This is a genomic window from Klebsiella sp. JB_Kp042 (genome assembly GCF_040065275.1).
In the GTDB taxonomy this organism is placed as follows: Bacteria; Pseudomonadota; Gammaproteobacteria; order Enterobacterales; family Enterobacteriaceae; genus Klebsiella; species Klebsiella quasipneumoniae.
Map to the genome: position 1 here is coordinate 78,236 of NZ_JBEAJL010000098.1, position 16,058 is coordinate 94,293.

Below are 16,058 nucleotides of genomic sequence, written 5' to 3' on the forward strand. Positions count from 1 at the left end.
TAAGCCATCCGCGACTGATGGCGGGAGAGCGGCGACGTCGGGAAACTAGCCCCGACCCGTTAACCCGATATCAGGACTCCTGACAATGGCAAAAAAAGTTTCAAAATGGTTTCGCATCGGTGTCGAAGGCGATACCTGTGACGGCCGCGTTATCAGCGCGACGGATATTCAGGAAATGGCAGAGACCTTTGACCCCCGCGTCTATGGTTGCCGCATTAACCTCGAACACCTGAAAGGCATCCTGCCGGAGGGGCCGTTCAGCCGTTACGGCGATGTGGTCGAGCTGAAGTCTGAAAAAATTGACGACGATTCAGTGCTGAACGGCAAGCTGGCGCTGTTCGCTAAAATCACCCCGACCGATGACCTGATCGCAATGAATAAAAAATTGCAGAAGGTCTACACCTCAATGGAAATTCAGCCGAATTTCGCCAATAGCGGTAAATGCTACCTGGTCGGCCTCGCCGTGACCGATGACCCGGCCAGCCTCGGCACCGAATACCTCGAATTTTGCCGGGGGGCCAAATTCAACCCCCTTAACCGCTTCAAAGCCGCGCCGGGCAACCTGATTTCTGTTGCCACCCTCGCCGAGCTGGAATTCGAAGACCTGCCGGAAAATGTTTTCACCGCCCTGAGCGACAAGGTGAAGTCGATTTTCAGCCGCAAACAGGCCAGTGATGACGCCCGTTTTCAGGATGTGCATGAAGCCGTGACGACCGTCAGTGAGCATGTGCAGGAAAACCTCACCGCTACCGGGCAACGTCTTGCCGAACTGGAAAATGCCTTTGCGACACTGAAACAGGACGTCACCAGTAAAGCCGACCAGACCCGTCAGGCATTCAGCCAGTTAAAAACGTCGCTGGATAACACCGAAAGCACCACGCAGCCCCGCCGCAAGCTCTCCACCGGTGGCGGTGGTGATGAGCTGCTGACTGACTGCTAAACGGTCATGAATTTATCGCCGGGCAACAGCTTTGCCCGGTCAGACAACCCGATTTAACCCAACAGGAAAGACTATGCGTCAGGAAACCCGTTTTAAATTCAATGGCTATCTGTCCCGCGTTGCCGAGCTGAACGGCATCGACCCGGACGACGTGAGTAAAAAATTCTCCGTCGAGCCGTCCGTCACGCAAACCATGATGAACACCGTGCAGATGTCCTCGGCCTTTTTGCAGAAAATTAATATCGTGCCGGTGGATGAGCTGAAGGGTGAAAAAATTGGCGTCGGCGTCAATGGCACCATCGCCAGCACCACGGACACCAACAGCGGCCAGGAGCGTAAAACTGCCGACTTCGCTGCGCTGGAATCCAAAAAATACGAATGCGACCAGGTCAACTTTGACTTCCATTTCAAATATAAAAAGCTGGATTTGTGGGCGCGCTTCCAGGACTTCCAGCGCCGTATTCGCGATGCCATCATCCAGCGACAGGCGCTTGATTTCATCATGGCCGGGTTCAACGGCGTTGAGCGTGCCGAAACCTCTGACCGCAAAGCCCATCCGATGCTGCAGGATGTCGCCGTAGGCTGGCCGCAGAAATACCGCAATGAAGCGGCGACCCGTGTGATGAGCAAAGTCGTCGACGCGGAAGGGAACGTGGTTTCCTCTGTGATCCGCGTGGGTAAAAACGGCGATTACGTCAGCCTTGATGCACTGGTCATGGATGCCACCGACAACCTGATTGACGAAATTTATCAGGAAGATTCGGAGCTCGTGGCGATTGTGGGGCGTAAGCTGCTGGCCGACAAATATTTCCCTATCGTCAACAAAGACCAGCCCAACAGTGAAGCGCTGGCGGCTGACATCATCATCAGCCAGAAACGCATCGGCAACCTGCCTGCCGTGCGTGTGCCGTATTTCCCGCCGAACGCAATTATGGTGACGCGCCTGGATAACCTGTCCATCTATTTCATGGACGAAAGTCACCGCCGCTCCATCATCGAAAACCCGAGACTCGACCAGGTGGAAAACTACGAATCGATGAACATCGATTACGTGGTCGAAACCTACGCCGCCGGGTGTTTCATTGAAAATATCAAGCTGGGCGATTTCTCTGCCGCGCAACCGGAGGGCTAAGCGATGACGAGCCCCGCACAGCGTCACATGATGCGGGTCTCGGCCATTGAAACCGCGCAGCGGGAAAATAACCCGCTGCGGCATGCCACTGCCTACGAGCAGATGCTGGTTAAGCTGGCCGCAGACCAACGCACGTTAAAAGCCATCTTTGGTAAAGAGCTGAAAGCCAGGAAAAAGCGCGAGTTGCTGCCGTTCTATCTGCCGTGGATCAGTGGCGTGCTGGAACAGGGCAAAGGCGCGCAGGATGACATCGTGATGACCGTCATGCTATGGCGTCTTGATGTCGGCGATATCGGCGGCGCTATGGATATTGCCCGCTACGCGTTTAAGTACGGTCTGACCATGCCTGGCAAACACCGCCGCCCGCCGCAGTACATGTTTACCGAAGAGGTGGCGCTCGCCGCCATGCGCGCCCATGCCGCCGGTGAACCTGTCGTCATCAGCCAGTTGCTCGACACGCTGGCGTTGACCGCCGCTGCCGATATGCCGGACGAAGTGCGCGCAAAACTGCACAAAATCACCGGCCAGGTGTTGCGGGATAACAAACAGCCCGCCGACGCGCTGGCCCACCTCAAACGCGCGATGCAGCTCGATTGTCAGGCAGGCGTTAAAAAAGACATTGAACGGCTTGAGCGTGAGCTGAAGCCCAGACCGGCAACGGTCGTTAAAGCCCCGGTAAGAGCGCCGCGCGCCGTGAAAACCGCGGCACCGGCTAAACGTGGCCGACCGAAAAAGAACCCCGGTTAACAGAATGCGCCCCGCGCCAGGGCGGCACGCCGGTCGATGAGGGTGATTTACCCGACCTGAGACCGGCGTCCACCGCCCACCTATTCAGAGGTAGTCATGACGACGCTGATTATTAAAAAGAACGATGAGCCGCAGCCGGGTGGCGTGTTGGTCATCCCGCCGCCTGCCAGCGATGAGCCGGTGATAAAAAATACGTTTTTCTTTCCTGACATTGACCCGAAACGCGTGCGTGAAGGGATGCGCCTTGAACAGACCGTCGCCCCGGCCCGGCTGCGTGAGGCCATCAAAACCGGCATCGCCGAAACCAATGCCGAGCTGTATCTGTGGCGGGAACAGCAGGTTGCCGGGGGTGTTAGCACACTGGCCGACGTACCGGCTGATGAGCTCGACGGCGAGAGCGTGCGTATTTTCTATTACCTGCGCGCCGTCACCTCAATGGCGACCGCCACGCTCTATGAACGTTATCGCGGGGTGGATGCCAGCGCCAGAGGCGATAAAAAGGCCGACAGTATCGACACCACTGTCGACGAGCTGTGGCGGGATATGCGCTGGGCCGTATCACGCGTCCAGGACAAACCCCGCTGCATCGTGAGCCAAATCTGATGCAGGGCATCGCGCAACAGGGCGACACGCTGGACATGATTTGCGCCCGCTATTACGGGCGCACTGAGGGGGTGTTCGAGTCGGTGCTCGCCGCAAATCCGGGGCTGGCGGAACTCGGCGCAGTGCTGCCACATGGTACGGCGGTCGAACTGCCCGACGTCCAGTCATCCCCCGTAACTGAAACAATTAATCTCTGGGAGTAAACACATGACGGAAGGTGAAAAAAGCGTCCTGTCCCTCTTTGTTATCGGCGTGCTGATTGTCGTCGGTAAAGTGCTGGCCGGTGGTGAGCCCATCACCGCCCGGCTTTTTATTGGTCGCATGTTGCTGGGCGGCTTTGTCTCGATGGTGGCCGGGGTGGCACTGGTGCAGTTTCCCGACCTGCCACCTGCTGCCGTGTGCGGATTTGGCTCCATGCTGGGTATCGCCGGTTATCAGGCGGTGGAAATTGCGATTCAGCGCAGGATTAAAAAAGGGGAAAACGATGGCGGTCATTAAGACACACCCCAACGTCGCGGCATTCCTAGACACGCTGGCGTTTTCAGAGGGTACGGCGACGCACCCGCTGACCAGAAACAACGGATACGACGTCATTGTCACCGGTATCGATGGCAGGCCGGAGATTTTTACCGACTATCGCGATCACCCGTTTGCCGGTGGGCGCCCGGCGAAGGTCTTCAATCGTCGCGGGGAAAAATCCACGGCATCCGGGCGTTACCAGCAGCTTTATCTGTTCTGGCCGCATTACAAAAAGCAGCTCGCTTTGCTGGATTTCAGCCCGGTATCACAGGACAGGCTCGCCATTCAGCTGATTCGTGAGCGCGGCGCGCTGGAAGACTTGCAGCAGGGGCGCATTGAGCGCGCCATTTCCCGTTGTCGCAATATCTGGGCCTCATTGCCGGGGGCCGGGTACGGTCAGCGCGAGCACAGCCTCGACAGACTGATCGCAGTGTGGCGCAAGGCCGGAGGGGTATCCGCATGAAAATGGTCATTATCCTGCTGGCGCTGGCCTGTGCGGGTCTGCTGTGGATGCGACACGATAACAGCAATTTGCGCGCCTCTTTTGAACGTGCGAACCGGGTCGCCGGTGAACACAAAACGACAATCACCATGCTGAAAAATCAGCTCAACGTTGCGGCAGAGCAGTCGCAGCGCAAAGAGCAGGCGCAGGTTGCCATGAGGGACAAGCTCACCGCCGCTAACCTGCTGGCTTTTCGGCGTGAACAAACTATCACGAGGTTACTCAATGAAAATGACGCGTTTCGCCGCTGGTATCGCGCTGATTTACCTGATGCTGTGCGCCGGGTGCACCAGCGCGCCGCCTGCACCAACGCCGCCGCCGGTGATTGTTTACAACGCCTGCCCGAAGGTCAGCCCCTGTCCGATGCCGGGCAGCGACCCGATGACTAATGGCGACCTGAGTGCGGATATACGCCAGCTCGAAAACGCCCTGAAAAGCTGCGCAATCCAGGTCGATACGGTTAAACAATGCCAGGATGAAATCGATGCAAAAGCCCAACAGTCTGCGAAAAGCCTTAACTGATGCGGTGCCGGTACTGCGTACCAACCCCGATATGCTTTGCCTTCGCCTGGACGATGGCAACAATACGGCGACGCTGGCGCGATCCCTGTCGTTTGAAAAGCGGTACACGCTTAACATCGTGGTCACGGATTTTACCGACGATATTGACCTGCTGTTTGTGCCGATTATGGCCTGGTTGCGCGTTAATCAGCCGGACATCATGACAACCGACGAGGGGCGAAAAAAAGGATTTGCCTGGTGCGCTGACATTAATAACGACAGCAGCATCGATGTCAGCATCAGCCTGTTGCTGACCGAACGCACGCTGGTCAACGAGGTCGACGGCGCAATGTACGTTGAGAACATCCCGGAGCCGCCACCGCCTGAGCCGGTGACGCGCCCTGTTGAGATGTGGAGTAATGGCGAACGGGTGAGTAAATGGGATGAATGACTTCAAACCCTTTGAAGACAAGCTCGCCGGATTGATAGCGGTCCTTTCGCCCGCGGGGCGTCGTCGGATGACCGCCGATATTGCGAAGAAACTGCGCCAGCGGCAACAACAGCGCATTAAATCGCAAAAAGCGCCGGACGGTTCTCCATTTGCCCCGCGTAAGCGCCCGCCCGTCAGGGCAAAGCAAGGCCGGATTAAGCGCGAGATGTTCGCGAAACTGCGTACCAACCGCTATATGAAAGCGAGCGGCGGCGATAACGCGGCGGTGGTGGAATTTACCGGGAAAGTGCAGCGCATCGCCCGCGTGCATCAGCTCGGGCTCAAGGATAAACCATCACCAAAAAGCGCCGAAGTTGAATATCCACAACGTCAGCTTCTGGGCTTTACCGAAGACGACCGGCAACTTGTGGAAAGCGTCATTATCGACTATCTCGCTGATTGAACTGTATCAGCTCAGATTTGAGCTGATACAGCTTTTAGTGGGGGCACACAACCAACTCTAGCTGTCTGCTTTGAACAAAAGGAGGACTTTAATACTTCACCTCAAACACCGGCGCAGATCTGTTGCCTCGCTGAGCCGGGTGTTTGGCTAATGATATATTGTTCAATCAAATGAAAAATACATATTATTTTCTGCTTTCAATAGTTTATAAACTTCTGTTAGTTCCCTTACATATAATAAACTATCTCTCATCTCTTTTATTGTTGGATTGTCATTTATATTTTTAAATATTTTTTCTAATTCCTCTTGCCTTTCGCTCTCAACAAGAGAAAGTAAAATCTTTCTGTTTTTACTCGTGAGCTTTGAAAATAAAACAGTATATTCTTCCCCTTCGATAATGAAAGGTTCTTCATGATATTCGATCTTTGTGGAAAAACCAATCCTTGCTAATTTCTCATAGCAATCATCAGACACTGAAACAACATCTGGCTCTTTGTTTTTATTATAGAACGTTAACTCCATCATCATTCAGTCTCCTTTTTTTCTTTGGACTCTAATTCTTTTGCAATGACTTCTCTCAAACGGTCAACTTCACTTGGTTCAACACCCTCATATAAGGTAATACCACTTTTGTTTAACATGTTCTTTGTTTTCTGAGACGCTTTTGCCTGAATGATTAATATATCCACCGTGCCTGTCTCTATGATTTTTTTCACTTGAGAGGGGAATATATTTCTCCTTGTTTTGATTTCCCCAAACTTTTTAGTCATTAGAACTCTCCTGAATATGCTTATACTTCCCAATGTATTTGTCTAAGGCACTAATTAGCTTATCTTTTTCATCATAAGGATATTCAAAGTCTCCCCTTGGATCACCATTGATAGTTGGAGTCACTAATATATCATGCAACCTTGCAATTTCCACGACTAGTTTAGTTGCATCCCTATGTTCTTCAAGTTTTTTTATCATCTTATCCTCATCAGTTGACACTGTATATCTCCCTATTTATAGCTTGATTCTAATTCATAGAAGGTTTGATAATCTGAGAAATCCTTAGCTTCTATAAAGGATTTTTCTTTACAGATTAGGGTGTTAAAATACACCTTTGAATAAATTGACTTCACCTCCCCCAAAGTATACTTTTTTTTATTGTATATTTGGAATATTTCAGTCAATGACCCTTTGGGGCGAATTTCTGTAAGGTCACCCAATTCATTCAGTAGTTTTACAAAATCATCTTCATTAAGCTGAATATTAAAATCCTCTTTAAAATAGAATCGCCTAAGAATGGATGTATCGATGACTTCTTTGATATTGGTCGTTGCTATTATTATGAATTTATAGATTTCATCATTTCTAATTAAATCATCTATAATTGTATTAAACGTTAGAAGTATTCTTTTTATACTGTCGTTGTCATTTTGATATCTATTGATTGTGAATGAATCCAATTCGTCAATTATAATGAAGTAGTGGGATTTGTTATTTTTAATCTCTTCTTTTTTGCTGTGGAAGTACGCCCTTAAGTTAGATGAAGATTCGCCAAAGTTGTGTGAAATTAATTCATCGATATTTAACCTCGCAATATCAATGTTATGTTTTTCTTTAAGTTTCTCATAAAGAATGCTTGCAACAGAACTTTTTCCGGTGCCTGGGTACCCATTAAATAAAAACGTTGGGAATATTGATAAGTGAGAAAGCTTCGAAATCTCTATACTATCAGAAGTTAAAAAAACCTGGCAGGAATTGTAGAGTTTCTCGATTTTACCATCTAAACAATATAGCTTATTAGAAGTTATCAATTTTCTCGCACTCCATGATTAAGATTTTCTGGATATAACGTGATGCGCTTCAGTAAAAAAATACTTCATTTGACCCTATTCAGAATAAATTAATCAAATTACACCACTTTTTCAATGTTTTTTGGCACACCTAGTTGTGCACATTGCGTGGTTAGGAGCACATCTGGTAAATGTTAGTGATGTTAACAGAGCCCTCTTTGGCACAGAGCTGCCCGTCAGATTAGGTCTGGCACTGTGTCATAGACGTGTCAGAACAAATCCGGGCTGATACAGATAGCGTTGTGCCAGCCAGGACAAAACGTCCGCAGATTGCCGCCGGAACGCCACGACGGCATCCTTTCTCCTATGAATACTCTCGCATCTATCCAGGAACTCGCCAGGGCGATACGCAACATCATCCGCACAGGCATTGTCGTCGAAACTGACCTCGACGCCGGGCGCTGTCGCGTGCAGACCGGCGGCATTTATACCGACTGGCTCCAGTGGTTAACCCACCGCGCCGGGCGCTCGCGCTCCTGGTGGGCTCCCTCCGTTGGTGAGCAGGTGATGATTCTGGCCGTGGGCGGTGAGCTCGATACCGCTTTTGTGCTGCCGGGCATTTATTCCGATGACAACCCCGCGCCGTCGGCCTCGGCGGATGCCTGGCACGTTGAATTTCCCGACGGTGCCGTTATGAGTTATGAGCCGGAAACCGGCGCGCTGACCGTCACCGGCATTAAAACTGCCGATGTGACCGCATCCGGTTCGGTTGCCGTCAGCGTGCCGGTGGTGCTGGTCAAAGCCTCCACCCGCGTCACTCTCGATACGCCGGAGGTGGTCTGCACCAATAAGCTGACGACCGGCACGCTGGAGGTGAAGCAAGGTGGCAGGATGTCCGGCGATATCGAGCACAGCGGCGGCGCTTTCACATCGAACGGTGTCCAGGTGGATAAACACAGTCACGGCGGCATCAGACGCGGCGATGAATGGACGGAGGGGACCCAATGACCGCCCGTTATCTTGGTATGAACCGTGCGACCGGCAAGCGCATTTCAGACGTGGACCATATCAGCCAGAGCATCGGGGATATTCTGCGCACACCTGTTGGTTCCCGCGTCATGCGTCGTGAATACGGCTCGCTGTTGTCGCAGATGATTGACCAGCCTCAGACCCCGGCGCTTGAGCTGCAAATTATGGCGGCGTGCTACATGGCGATCCTGAAGTGGGAACCGCGCGTCAGGCTGACCAGTATTACTACCGCGCGGCAGTTTGACGGCCAGATGGTCGTCGAGGTGACCGGACAAATCACCGATACCGGCGAGAGCCTTTCCTTAACCCTTCCTGTGAGTTGAATCTATGGCAGTTATCGACCTGAGCCAGCTCCCCGCGCCAGATGTGGTGGAAACGCTGGACTTTGAAACCATCCTCGCAGCGCGCAAGGCCACGCTGGTTTCGCTCTACCCGGCGGATGAGCAGGACGCGGTCGCCAGAGCGCTGACGCTGGAGTCAGAGCCACTGGTGAAATATCTGGAAGAGAATGCCTACCGGGAGGTGATTTTGCGCCAGCGTATTAACGAGGCGGCACAGGCCGGCATGGTGGCCTATGCCATCAAAAACGACCTCGACCAGCTTGCGGCAAATAATAACATTGAGCGCCTGGTCATCACCGCCGCAGACGACACCCAAATCCCGCCGGTGGCGGCGGTCATGGAGTCCGACAGCGATTTACGCCAGCGCATCCCGGCGGCGTTTGAAGGGATGAGCGTTGCCGGGCCAGCCGGTGCCTATGAATTTCACGCCATGAGCGCCGATGGTCGGGTGGCGGATGCCACGGCGAACAGTCCCGCCCCCGCAGAAGTCACTGTCGCGGTGTTGTCGCGGGAAGGTGACGGCACGGCATCGGATGATTTGCTGCTGGCCGTCAGTACGGCGCTGAATGATGAGACGGTACGCCCGGTCGGTGACCGCCTGACGGTTGTTTCGGCTGAGATTATCCCTTATGCCGTCGATGCCGTGCTGTACGTGTACCCCGGCCCGGCGACCGAGCCCATTCTGGCCGCCGCCAGAACACAACTGACCGCCTATATCACCGAGCAGCGTCGCCTCGGTCGTGACATCCGGATGTCAGCGATATACGCCGCGCTGCATGTGCAGGGTGTCCAGCGTGTCGAACTGCTTCAGCCGCGGGCGGATGTGGTGCTCGATAAAACTCAGGCCGCGTACTGCACCGACACCCGCGTGGTGATTGGGGGCTCGGATGAGTAATTCACTGATGGCGACCGGGTCATCACAGCTGGAACAGCGCGCCGCCGCCGCGTGCGCCGTCATCAGTGACCTGAATGTCCCCTTGCGTGACCTGTGGAACCCGTGGAAATGCCCGGTGAAGTTTCTGCCGTATCTGGCGTGGGCGTTTTCTGTCGATCGCTGGGAGGAAAACTGGTCTGAGAGGGAAAAGCGCCAGGCGGTCAGCGATGCGTTCTGGATCCACCAACGCAAGGGGACGGTGGCGGCGGTTCGCCGGGTGATTGAAAACCTCGGCTACAGCATGACGCTTCAGGAATGGTGGGAGGTGGCCGACCCCGCCGGGACATTCCGCCTTGAGATTGACCTGAATGATATCGGTATTACCGAGACGATGATTAAGGAGCTGGAGCGGATTATTGGCGATGCGCGACCGGTCAGCCGCCACATTGCCCGCCTGTCACTGTCAGCGGGGACCACCGGCCCGGTGTATACCGGCGCGACTTCGTGCGGCGGGGAGGTTATCAGCGTGTATCCGCCGGAATACACGCCGGATGAGGCCGCCCGTTATGACAGCGGCGGGTTCCATTCCGGCTCGGCCACCTATACCGAAAACCAGCGCGGGGAAGAACCTCACCGCTATGACGGTCGCACCTTTCACGATGGCCGTGGCGTTTACGCAGGAGAATAACATGAGTGCAATTAACGAACAGACAAAATGGGAAGATGAGGTTTACCTGCTGGCGCGTGAAGACCGGGTGGAGGGCGGCATTTATGGTCCGTCAAACAAACAGGCCCGGCAGCTGGCGAACCGTACCCGCTATTTAAAAACCGCCGTTGAGTCGCTGCAGGACTACCGGGATTATACCTTCTTCATGACCCCGGATGACCCGGACGGTACTGTTGCGGGGCTTGCCGGTACGCCGGAGGGGAAACTCTTTCGCGTGGTGGTGCCTGACAGCGAGGGGCAACTGCTGGCCTTTATCTATTACCAGAAGCGCAATGGCCAGGCGAACCGGCTGAATGCTCTGGCAAGTCAGCAGGCGATTACGTCCCTGCGACAGCAGCTGGAGCAGGACACCGGCGCGGCTCTGGATGGCCTGACCGCATTGCAGTCCGGTCTCCAGTCGCTGACGGCCGCCCTGATGCAGCTCGGTCTCGATGAGATGGCCGCGCAGGTGACCAGCATGGCCGCTTCGCAAAAAAGCCAGTCAGACCAGATTCAGGCGCTGATGCTGGCGTTTCAGTCCGGTATGCGGGCGCTGGCTCTGGTGGAGGCCACCCCCGAGGAGGTGGAAAGTCATCAGCTGAGTAACCTCTATGCCTTCCAGGTGCTGGCCCGTCAGCTTCTCCCGCTCGACGGTTTCGACCCGTCAGCGGCAGGCACCGGCACGGGAAACCGGGAGGCGCAGGCGAAATATCCGGGCGTGTTTGCCTTCGGTGAGCCGCGCGGTCTGATTCGCCTGGACGTGACCTCCGACAGCGGCGCACCGACCAGCAAGGACAACCCGGTTAACGGCACCTTAAAGGTGGACGTCGACGGGGAGATGTTCACGGCATACGTGTCCTTCAAGGTTCAGGGGGCCTCGTCGGCGGGGTACCCGAAAAAGAACATGAAATTCGAGCTGTTTGCCGACGCGGCGCATACCGAAAATGTCAGCCTGAAAATCGGCGATGTGGTGCCGAAGGACAAATGGATTTTCAAGGCGAACTGGATTGACTCGACCCACCTGCGCAATGTGCTCTGCTACAACCTGTGGCAGAAGGTGATGGCGACCCGCAGCGGCTGGCCGCGCCGGGATATTGATAACAGCTACGTGGGGAAGCTGGGGGCCAGCGCCATTGATACCGGTGCCATCGGCTGCCCGAAAGGGTACGCCTGCGTGCTGTATATCAACGGCGAGTTTTACGGTATCGGGGATTTTCTCTACAACTCCTCGCGCAAGGATTACAACATCGCCAAAAACAGCCCGGAGCAAATCATGATTATCTGGGACGGGGCGATTAACATCCCGGCGCTTACGGAGAACGGCACCTGGGTGATGGACTCACCTTCGAAACCCACGGCGGAAACGGCTGCCTGCCTTGACCGCTGGCGGGACTTCGCGCAGTCCGCGCAGGACGCGTTTACCGCTGCCGCCGGTACGTATCTGGATAAAAACAACGTGGTGGATTTCTACGTCTTCCTCAGCTTTATCTGCGCCCCGGACTGCGTGCAGAAGAACACCACGTTTATCACCTGGGACGGCACGAAATGGTTTTTCATGCCCTATGACCTGGATACCACCTTTGGTCTGCATTACGCCGGGACGTCCATTGCCTATCCGCCAGACCTGAATCTGTTTGATAACGGTCTCGCCATGCAGGTCAACCGCACCTTCTGGAAGAAGGTCCGTACCACCTTCCAGGCGGAAATGAATGCCCGCTATGCGGAACTGCGGGATAACGGTCTGTTTTCACAGCGCGGCGTGCTGGAGCTGGCCCGCGACCTGCTGGGGCGCTACACCCCGGAACTGATGCAGGCTGAATATGAAAAATGGCCGAATGTGCCCTCCCTGAGCATCACCAGTCTGGACCAGATGATGGACTGGACCCGACAGCGTATTGAATACCTGGACACTTTTTTCAGCTACCACCAGTAAGGACCCACCATGACCACGATTTTAGTCAAAGATGCGCTGCGGACCTCCGTTGAGGCGGCTTCGGGCGGAAAACAGACGGTGCTGTATACCCCGAAGGGACAGCCGACCTTTGTGAATATTATCCCGAAGGTGAGTATCGAAAGCATGAACCCGGCGCTGGGGATTTCCGGCGTACACCCGGCCTTTAAGCAGGGCGACAGGGAAATCCCGTATCTGTATGTCGGAACCTATCAGGGATGCGTGCTGAACGGTGAGGTCCTGAGTCTGCCCAACGTGGATGCGAATGCCTGTAACGCAACCAGCGTCACCCTTTCCCCGTTACTGAAAGCGATGGGCAGCACCTGGCACGGCATGACGTCGGTCGAGTGGGCGCTGATGCAGGCGATGGCCGTGAAAAGCCGGTACAGTCCCCTGGGTGCCGATGTGTACGGCAAGTCCGCGCTGGATGCGACCCAGACCGGGCGCCGTATCGACGGCAAAGAGGCAGGCGATTTGTCCTCGCAGTCTCCGCGCATTTATACCGGCTCCGGTCCGGTCTCTTATCGCCAGGACAAAAAATACAACGGTATCAGCGACCTTGCCGGAAATGTCTGGGAGCGTACCTACGGCGCGCGTGTGGTGGGTGGCGAAATCCAGCTCTACGGCACAGGCAATGAGGCCGCGCTCGCCGCCTCCGCGGTGTTCAGTGCGCACGGCGCTGATGTGCCGGGCTGGTACGCTATCCATGCGGTGACCGGGGCCTTTATCACCCCGACACACACCGGGAACACCACCACGGCGGACTATGTGGCCACCACCCCCAACAGCGTGCGGGCGGTGACAAAGACCACCGGACTGGCTGACAACGAGTTTTATCACCCGGCCTGGGGCGGGACCTTCGTTCAGCCGCAGAACACGCTGCCGGAAGCGGTAAAAAATCTTCTGGAGCTGTATGGCGTGTGGCCGTCCCTGACCGGTAAGGCGATTGTCCCCGCGGGGTCGACCGTCAACTACAACGCGGGCGCGACAAGCTGCATGCATCCGGTGCGCGGTAAGAACGATATTTTCCAGTTTGGCTTTGCCAACAATATCGAGGTGCTGAATTCCGAGATGGGCCTGCGCCCGGTGTATTACGCGCCCCTGAGTTAATCCCGAGGCCGCCCCGCTCCGGCGGGGAAGCCCGCTATTACGGACTGCCTTATGAGTAAAAAATTCAGCGCCATACTGACCACGCAGGGGGCTGAACGCCTGGCCGCCGCGGCGGTGAAGGGTATCCCCCTGGGTATCACTCACATGGCCGTCGGCGACGGGGGCGGCGTCCTGCCGGTGCCGTCCCCGGACCAGACCGCCCTGATTAACGAGCAGTACCGCGCACCGTTAAACCGGCTGGTTATCGCCGACCAGGCGGCAAATGTTATCCGCGCCGAAATGATAATGCCGCCGCAGGCCGGGGGCTTCTGGATACGCGAGGCCGCGCTCTTTGACGAGACCGGCATCTGCCTGGCGGTGGCGAACCTGCCCGAATCCTACAAGCCGCTTCTGGCGGAAGGGTCGGGACGTTTTCAGGTGATTAATATCTGGCTGATGGTGAGTCAGACTGGCGATGTGCAGATGATTGCCGACCCGTCAGTCATTCTGGCGACGGTGGAAGAAGTCCGCCGGGCGGGGAACAACGCCAAAGATTATGCCGATGACATTGTTTCCACTCTGGAGAATGAGACAAGGGAGGCCATTGCATCAGCGGTCAGCATCGCCATTCGTGACTTCTGGGAAACGGAAAACCCCGTCGGCACGGTCCGGTTTTACAGCCAGCATGTGGACCCGAATGAACGCTACCCGTGGTCAACGTGGACGTATACCGGTGAGAACAGAACCCTCCGCGTGGCAAAAGCGGACGGTTCGAACGTCGGCACCACCGGCGGCAGCGATACGGTCACCCTGCGGCGGGCTAATCTCCCCGCCGTGCAGATTGATGTAAGCGGGGAGACCAGCGAGCAGCCTGAGCAGAAGCTGACGACCACGCGCGGCGGTATTCACCATCATGGTGGTGTGGCCGGTAAAGATGACCCGTGGGAAATTGGCGGGGATGTGCGGCAGCTCTTTAACCCGAAAGAGCCGGGTGTGACGGATGATGCCGGAGAGCACGAACACGAAGTCACAGTACCGCCGCACAAACACACGACCAGCGGCAAAACTGACAACCTCGGCGAGGGTGAATCGTTCAGCGTGGTGGAGGCTCACACCCTGCTGATGTGCTGGAGCCGCGTTGCCTGACTCTCCGGCGGGCATTCCTGTTGTACTGTACCCGGTACAGCGGGGATGACTCGTCATTCTTTCCCCCACGACTGAAAATAATGCTCACCCTTAACCACGGAGTTAAACGGATGAGCGATTTTCATCACGGCGTCCAGGTTGTCGAGATTAACGACGGCACCCGAGTCATTTCCACCGTATCCACAGCGATTATCGGCATGGTCTGCACGGCCAGCGATGCCGATGCCGTCACCTTCCCGCTCAACAAGCCCGTACTGATCACCAGCGTGCAAAGCGCCATTGCGAAAGCGGGTACCAAAGGCACCCTGGCCGCCTCCCTCCAGGCCATCGCCGACCAGTCAAAACCGGTCATTGTTGTCGTGCGCGTTGCGGAAGGGACCGGCGACGATGCCGAAGCGCAGACTGTCTCTAATATCATCGGTGGCACTGACGAGAGCGGCCATTACACCGGGCTCAAAGCGCTGCTCACGGCGGAGGCCGTCACCGGCGTTAAACCGCGCATCCTCGGCGTGCCGGGTCTCGACTCCCTCGAAGTGGCGACCGCGCTCGCGCCGGTTTGTCAGAAGCTGCGCGCCTTTGGCTATATCAGCGCCTGGAACTGTCAGACCCTTTCCGAGGCCATGCTTTATCGTAAGCATTTCAGCCAGCGCGAGCTGATGGTTATCTGGCCGGATTTTCTGGCATGGGATACCACGGCGAACGCGACCGAAACCGCCTGGGCGACCGCCCGCGCGCTGGGCCTGCGCGCCAGAATCGACCAGGAAACAGGCTGGCATAAAACCCTGTCAAACGTCGGTGTGAATGGCGTCACCGGCATCAGCGCGTCGGTGTTCTGGGATTTGCAGGAGTCCGGCACCGATGCCGACCTGCTGAACGAGGCTGGCGTCACCACACTCATTCGCAAAGACGGTTTCCGCTTCTGGGGCAACCGCTCCTGCTCCGATGACCCGCTGTTCCTGTTCGAGAACTACACCCGCACCGCGCAGGTTATCGCCGACACCATGGCCGCCGGTCACATGTGGGCGGTCGACAAGCCCATTACCGCCACTCTCATCCGTGACATCGTTGCGGGTATCAATGCGAAATTCCGCGAGATGAAAACGGCGGGCTACATCGTCGATGCGACCTGCTGGTTTGATGAAGCGGCCAACGACGCGGCGACCCTCAAAGCCGGGAAACTGTATATCGATTACGACTATACGCCGGTTCCCCCTCTCGAAAACCTGACGCTGCGCCAGCGCATTACCGATAAATACCTGGCGAATCTGGTGTCATCGGTGAACAGCAATTAAGGAGCCTTAACC

Annotated in this window: 23 protein-coding genes; 19 read left to right on the forward strand and 4 right to left on the reverse strand. The window is 55.7% G+C overall.

The annotated features are described in order from the left end of the window. Positions 1–85 precede the first annotated feature (85 nt). From ABLV54_RS19860 to ABLV54_RS19910, 11 genes are all read left to right on the forward strand, one after another. Positions 86–940, forward strand: coding sequence for a GPO family capsid scaffolding protein (locus ABLV54_RS19860; protein ID WP_348814213.1), 855 nt, complete (start codon positions 86–88; stop codon positions 938–940). 73 nt (positions 941–1,013) lie between these two features. Next, a complete protein-coding gene (locus ABLV54_RS19865) occupies positions 1,014–2,072 on the forward strand; it encodes a phage major capsid protein, P2 family (protein WP_248860934.1) in 1,059 nt (352 codons plus the stop codon). A gap of 3 nt (positions 2,073–2,075) precedes the next feature. Continuing rightward, positions 2,076–2,819, forward strand: a complete 744-nt coding sequence (locus tag ABLV54_RS19870; RefSeq protein ID WP_248860933.1) for a terminase endonuclease subunit — start codon at positions 2,076–2,078, stop codon at positions 2,817–2,819. 96 nt (positions 2,820–2,915) lie between these two features. Further along, positions 2,916–3,422 (forward strand): head completion/stabilization protein, encoded by a 507-nt coding sequence (locus ABLV54_RS19875; RefSeq protein WP_248860932.1) that lies wholly within the window; start codon positions 2,916–2,918, stop codon positions 3,420–3,422. Then, positions 3,422–3,625: a tail protein X gene (locus ABLV54_RS19880; RefSeq protein WP_248860931.1), complete on the forward strand. Its 204-nt coding sequence runs from the start codon at positions 3,422–3,424 to the stop codon at positions 3,623–3,625. The genes ABLV54_RS19875 and ABLV54_RS19880 overlap by 1 nt, the downstream gene beginning before the upstream one ends. Positions 3,626–3,629: 4 nt before the next feature. Then, complete coding sequence (locus ABLV54_RS19885; RefSeq protein ID WP_004175164.1) at positions 3,630–3,920, forward strand: phage holin family protein; 291 nt, start codon at positions 3,630–3,632, stop codon at positions 3,918–3,920. After that, entirely contained in the window at positions 3,907–4,404 is a 498-nt protein-coding gene (locus ABLV54_RS19890; RefSeq protein ID WP_248860930.1) for a glycoside hydrolase family 104 protein, read from the forward strand. The genes ABLV54_RS19885 and ABLV54_RS19890 overlap by 14 nt, the downstream gene beginning before the upstream one ends. Then, positions 4,401–4,832, forward strand: coding sequence for an Rz-like lysis system protein LysB (lysB, locus tag ABLV54_RS19895; RefSeq protein ID WP_248860929.1), 432 nt, complete (start codon positions 4,401–4,403; stop codon positions 4,830–4,832). The genes ABLV54_RS19890 and lysB overlap by 4 nt, the downstream gene beginning before the upstream one ends. Then, positions 4,714–4,965: an Rz1-like lysis system protein LysC gene (lysC, locus tag ABLV54_RS19900; protein WP_248860928.1), complete on the forward strand. Its 252-nt coding sequence runs from the start codon at positions 4,714–4,716 to the stop codon at positions 4,963–4,965. The genes lysB and lysC overlap by 119 nt, the downstream gene beginning before the upstream one ends. Continuing rightward, positions 4,928–5,395, forward strand: a complete 468-nt coding sequence (locus tag ABLV54_RS19905) for a phage tail protein (RefSeq protein WP_248860927.1) — start codon at positions 4,928–4,930, stop codon at positions 5,393–5,395. The genes lysC and ABLV54_RS19905 overlap by 38 nt, the downstream gene beginning before the upstream one ends. Further along, the gene (locus tag ABLV54_RS19910) at positions 5,388–5,837 is read left to right on the forward strand and encodes a phage virion morphogenesis protein (RefSeq protein WP_248860926.1); all 450 of its coding nucleotides are present in this window, start codon (positions 5,388–5,390) and stop codon (positions 5,835–5,837) included. The genes ABLV54_RS19905 and ABLV54_RS19910 overlap by 8 nt, the downstream gene beginning before the upstream one ends. A 162-nt stretch (positions 5,838–5,999) precedes the next feature. Here ABLV54_RS19910 and ABLV54_RS19915 read toward each other — a convergent pair whose 3' ends face one another. The 4 genes from ABLV54_RS19915 to ABLV54_RS19930 are packed head-to-tail and all read right to left on the reverse strand — an operon-like array spanning position 6,000 to position 7,639. Then, the gene (locus ABLV54_RS19915) at positions 6,000–6,365 is read right to left on the reverse strand and encodes a hypothetical protein (RefSeq protein WP_248860925.1); all 366 of its coding nucleotides are present in this window, start codon (positions 6,363–6,365) and stop codon (positions 6,000–6,002) included. After that, on the reverse strand, positions 6,362–6,607 hold the full coding sequence (locus ABLV54_RS19920; RefSeq protein ID WP_248860924.1) for a hypothetical protein: 246 nt from the start codon (positions 6,605–6,607) through the stop codon (positions 6,362–6,364). Before ABLV54_RS19920 ends, ABLV54_RS19915 begins: the two co-directional genes overlap by 4 nt. Beyond that, complete coding sequence (locus ABLV54_RS19925; RefSeq protein ID WP_248860923.1) at positions 6,600–6,827, reverse strand: hypothetical protein; 228 nt, start codon at positions 6,825–6,827, stop codon at positions 6,600–6,602. Before ABLV54_RS19925 ends, ABLV54_RS19920 begins: the two co-directional genes overlap by 8 nt. Before the next feature lie 11 nt (positions 6,828–6,838). Then, on the reverse strand, positions 6,839–7,639 hold the full coding sequence (locus tag ABLV54_RS19930; RefSeq protein WP_248860922.1) for an ATP-binding protein: 801 nt from the start codon (positions 7,637–7,639) through the stop codon (positions 6,839–6,841). A 393-nt stretch (positions 7,640–8,032) separates the two neighbouring features. Between ABLV54_RS19930 and ABLV54_RS19935 the strand changes: the two genes are divergently transcribed. The 8 genes from ABLV54_RS19935 to ABLV54_RS19970 all read left to right on the forward strand — a co-directional run bounded on the left by ABLV54_RS19935 (position 8,033) and on the right by ABLV54_RS19970 (position 16,046). Further along, on the forward strand, positions 8,033–8,626 hold the full coding sequence (locus tag ABLV54_RS19935; protein ID WP_248860953.1) for a phage baseplate assembly protein V: 594 nt from the start codon (positions 8,033–8,035) through the stop codon (positions 8,624–8,626). Next, entirely contained in the window at positions 8,623–8,970 is a 348-nt protein-coding gene (locus ABLV54_RS19940; RefSeq protein ID WP_248860921.1) for a GPW/gp25 family protein, read from the forward strand. The genes ABLV54_RS19935 and ABLV54_RS19940 overlap by 4 nt, the downstream gene beginning before the upstream one ends. Before the next feature lie 4 nt (positions 8,971–8,974). Next, on the forward strand, positions 8,975–9,883 hold the full coding sequence (locus ABLV54_RS19945) for a baseplate assembly protein (protein ID WP_248860920.1): 909 nt from the start codon (positions 8,975–8,977) through the stop codon (positions 9,881–9,883). Between the two features lie 7 nt (positions 9,884–9,890). Continuing rightward, positions 9,891–10,550, forward strand: a complete 660-nt coding sequence (locus tag ABLV54_RS19950; protein WP_248860952.1) for a phage tail protein I — start codon at positions 9,891–9,893, stop codon at positions 10,548–10,550. A gap of 1 nt (position 10,551) precedes the next feature. Beyond that, positions 10,552–12,501 (forward strand): CotH kinase family protein, encoded by a 1,950-nt coding sequence (locus ABLV54_RS19955; RefSeq protein ID WP_248860919.1) that lies wholly within the window; start codon positions 10,552–10,554, stop codon positions 12,499–12,501. A gap of 9 nt (positions 12,502–12,510) precedes the next feature. Continuing rightward, the gene (locus ABLV54_RS19960) at positions 12,511–13,629 is read left to right on the forward strand and encodes a hypothetical protein (RefSeq protein WP_348814214.1); all 1,119 of its coding nucleotides are present in this window, start codon (positions 12,511–12,513) and stop codon (positions 13,627–13,629) included. Between the two features lie 51 nt (positions 13,630–13,680). Continuing rightward, positions 13,681–14,754, forward strand: a complete 1,074-nt coding sequence (locus ABLV54_RS19965) for a phage tail protein (protein WP_248860917.1) — start codon at positions 13,681–13,683, stop codon at positions 14,752–14,754. Positions 14,755–14,864: 110 nt separating this feature from the next. Continuing rightward, complete coding sequence (locus ABLV54_RS19970; RefSeq protein ID WP_248860916.1) at positions 14,865–16,046, forward strand: phage tail sheath protein; 1,182 nt, start codon at positions 14,865–14,867, stop codon at positions 16,044–16,046. Positions 16,047–16,058: the final 12 nt, after the last annotated feature.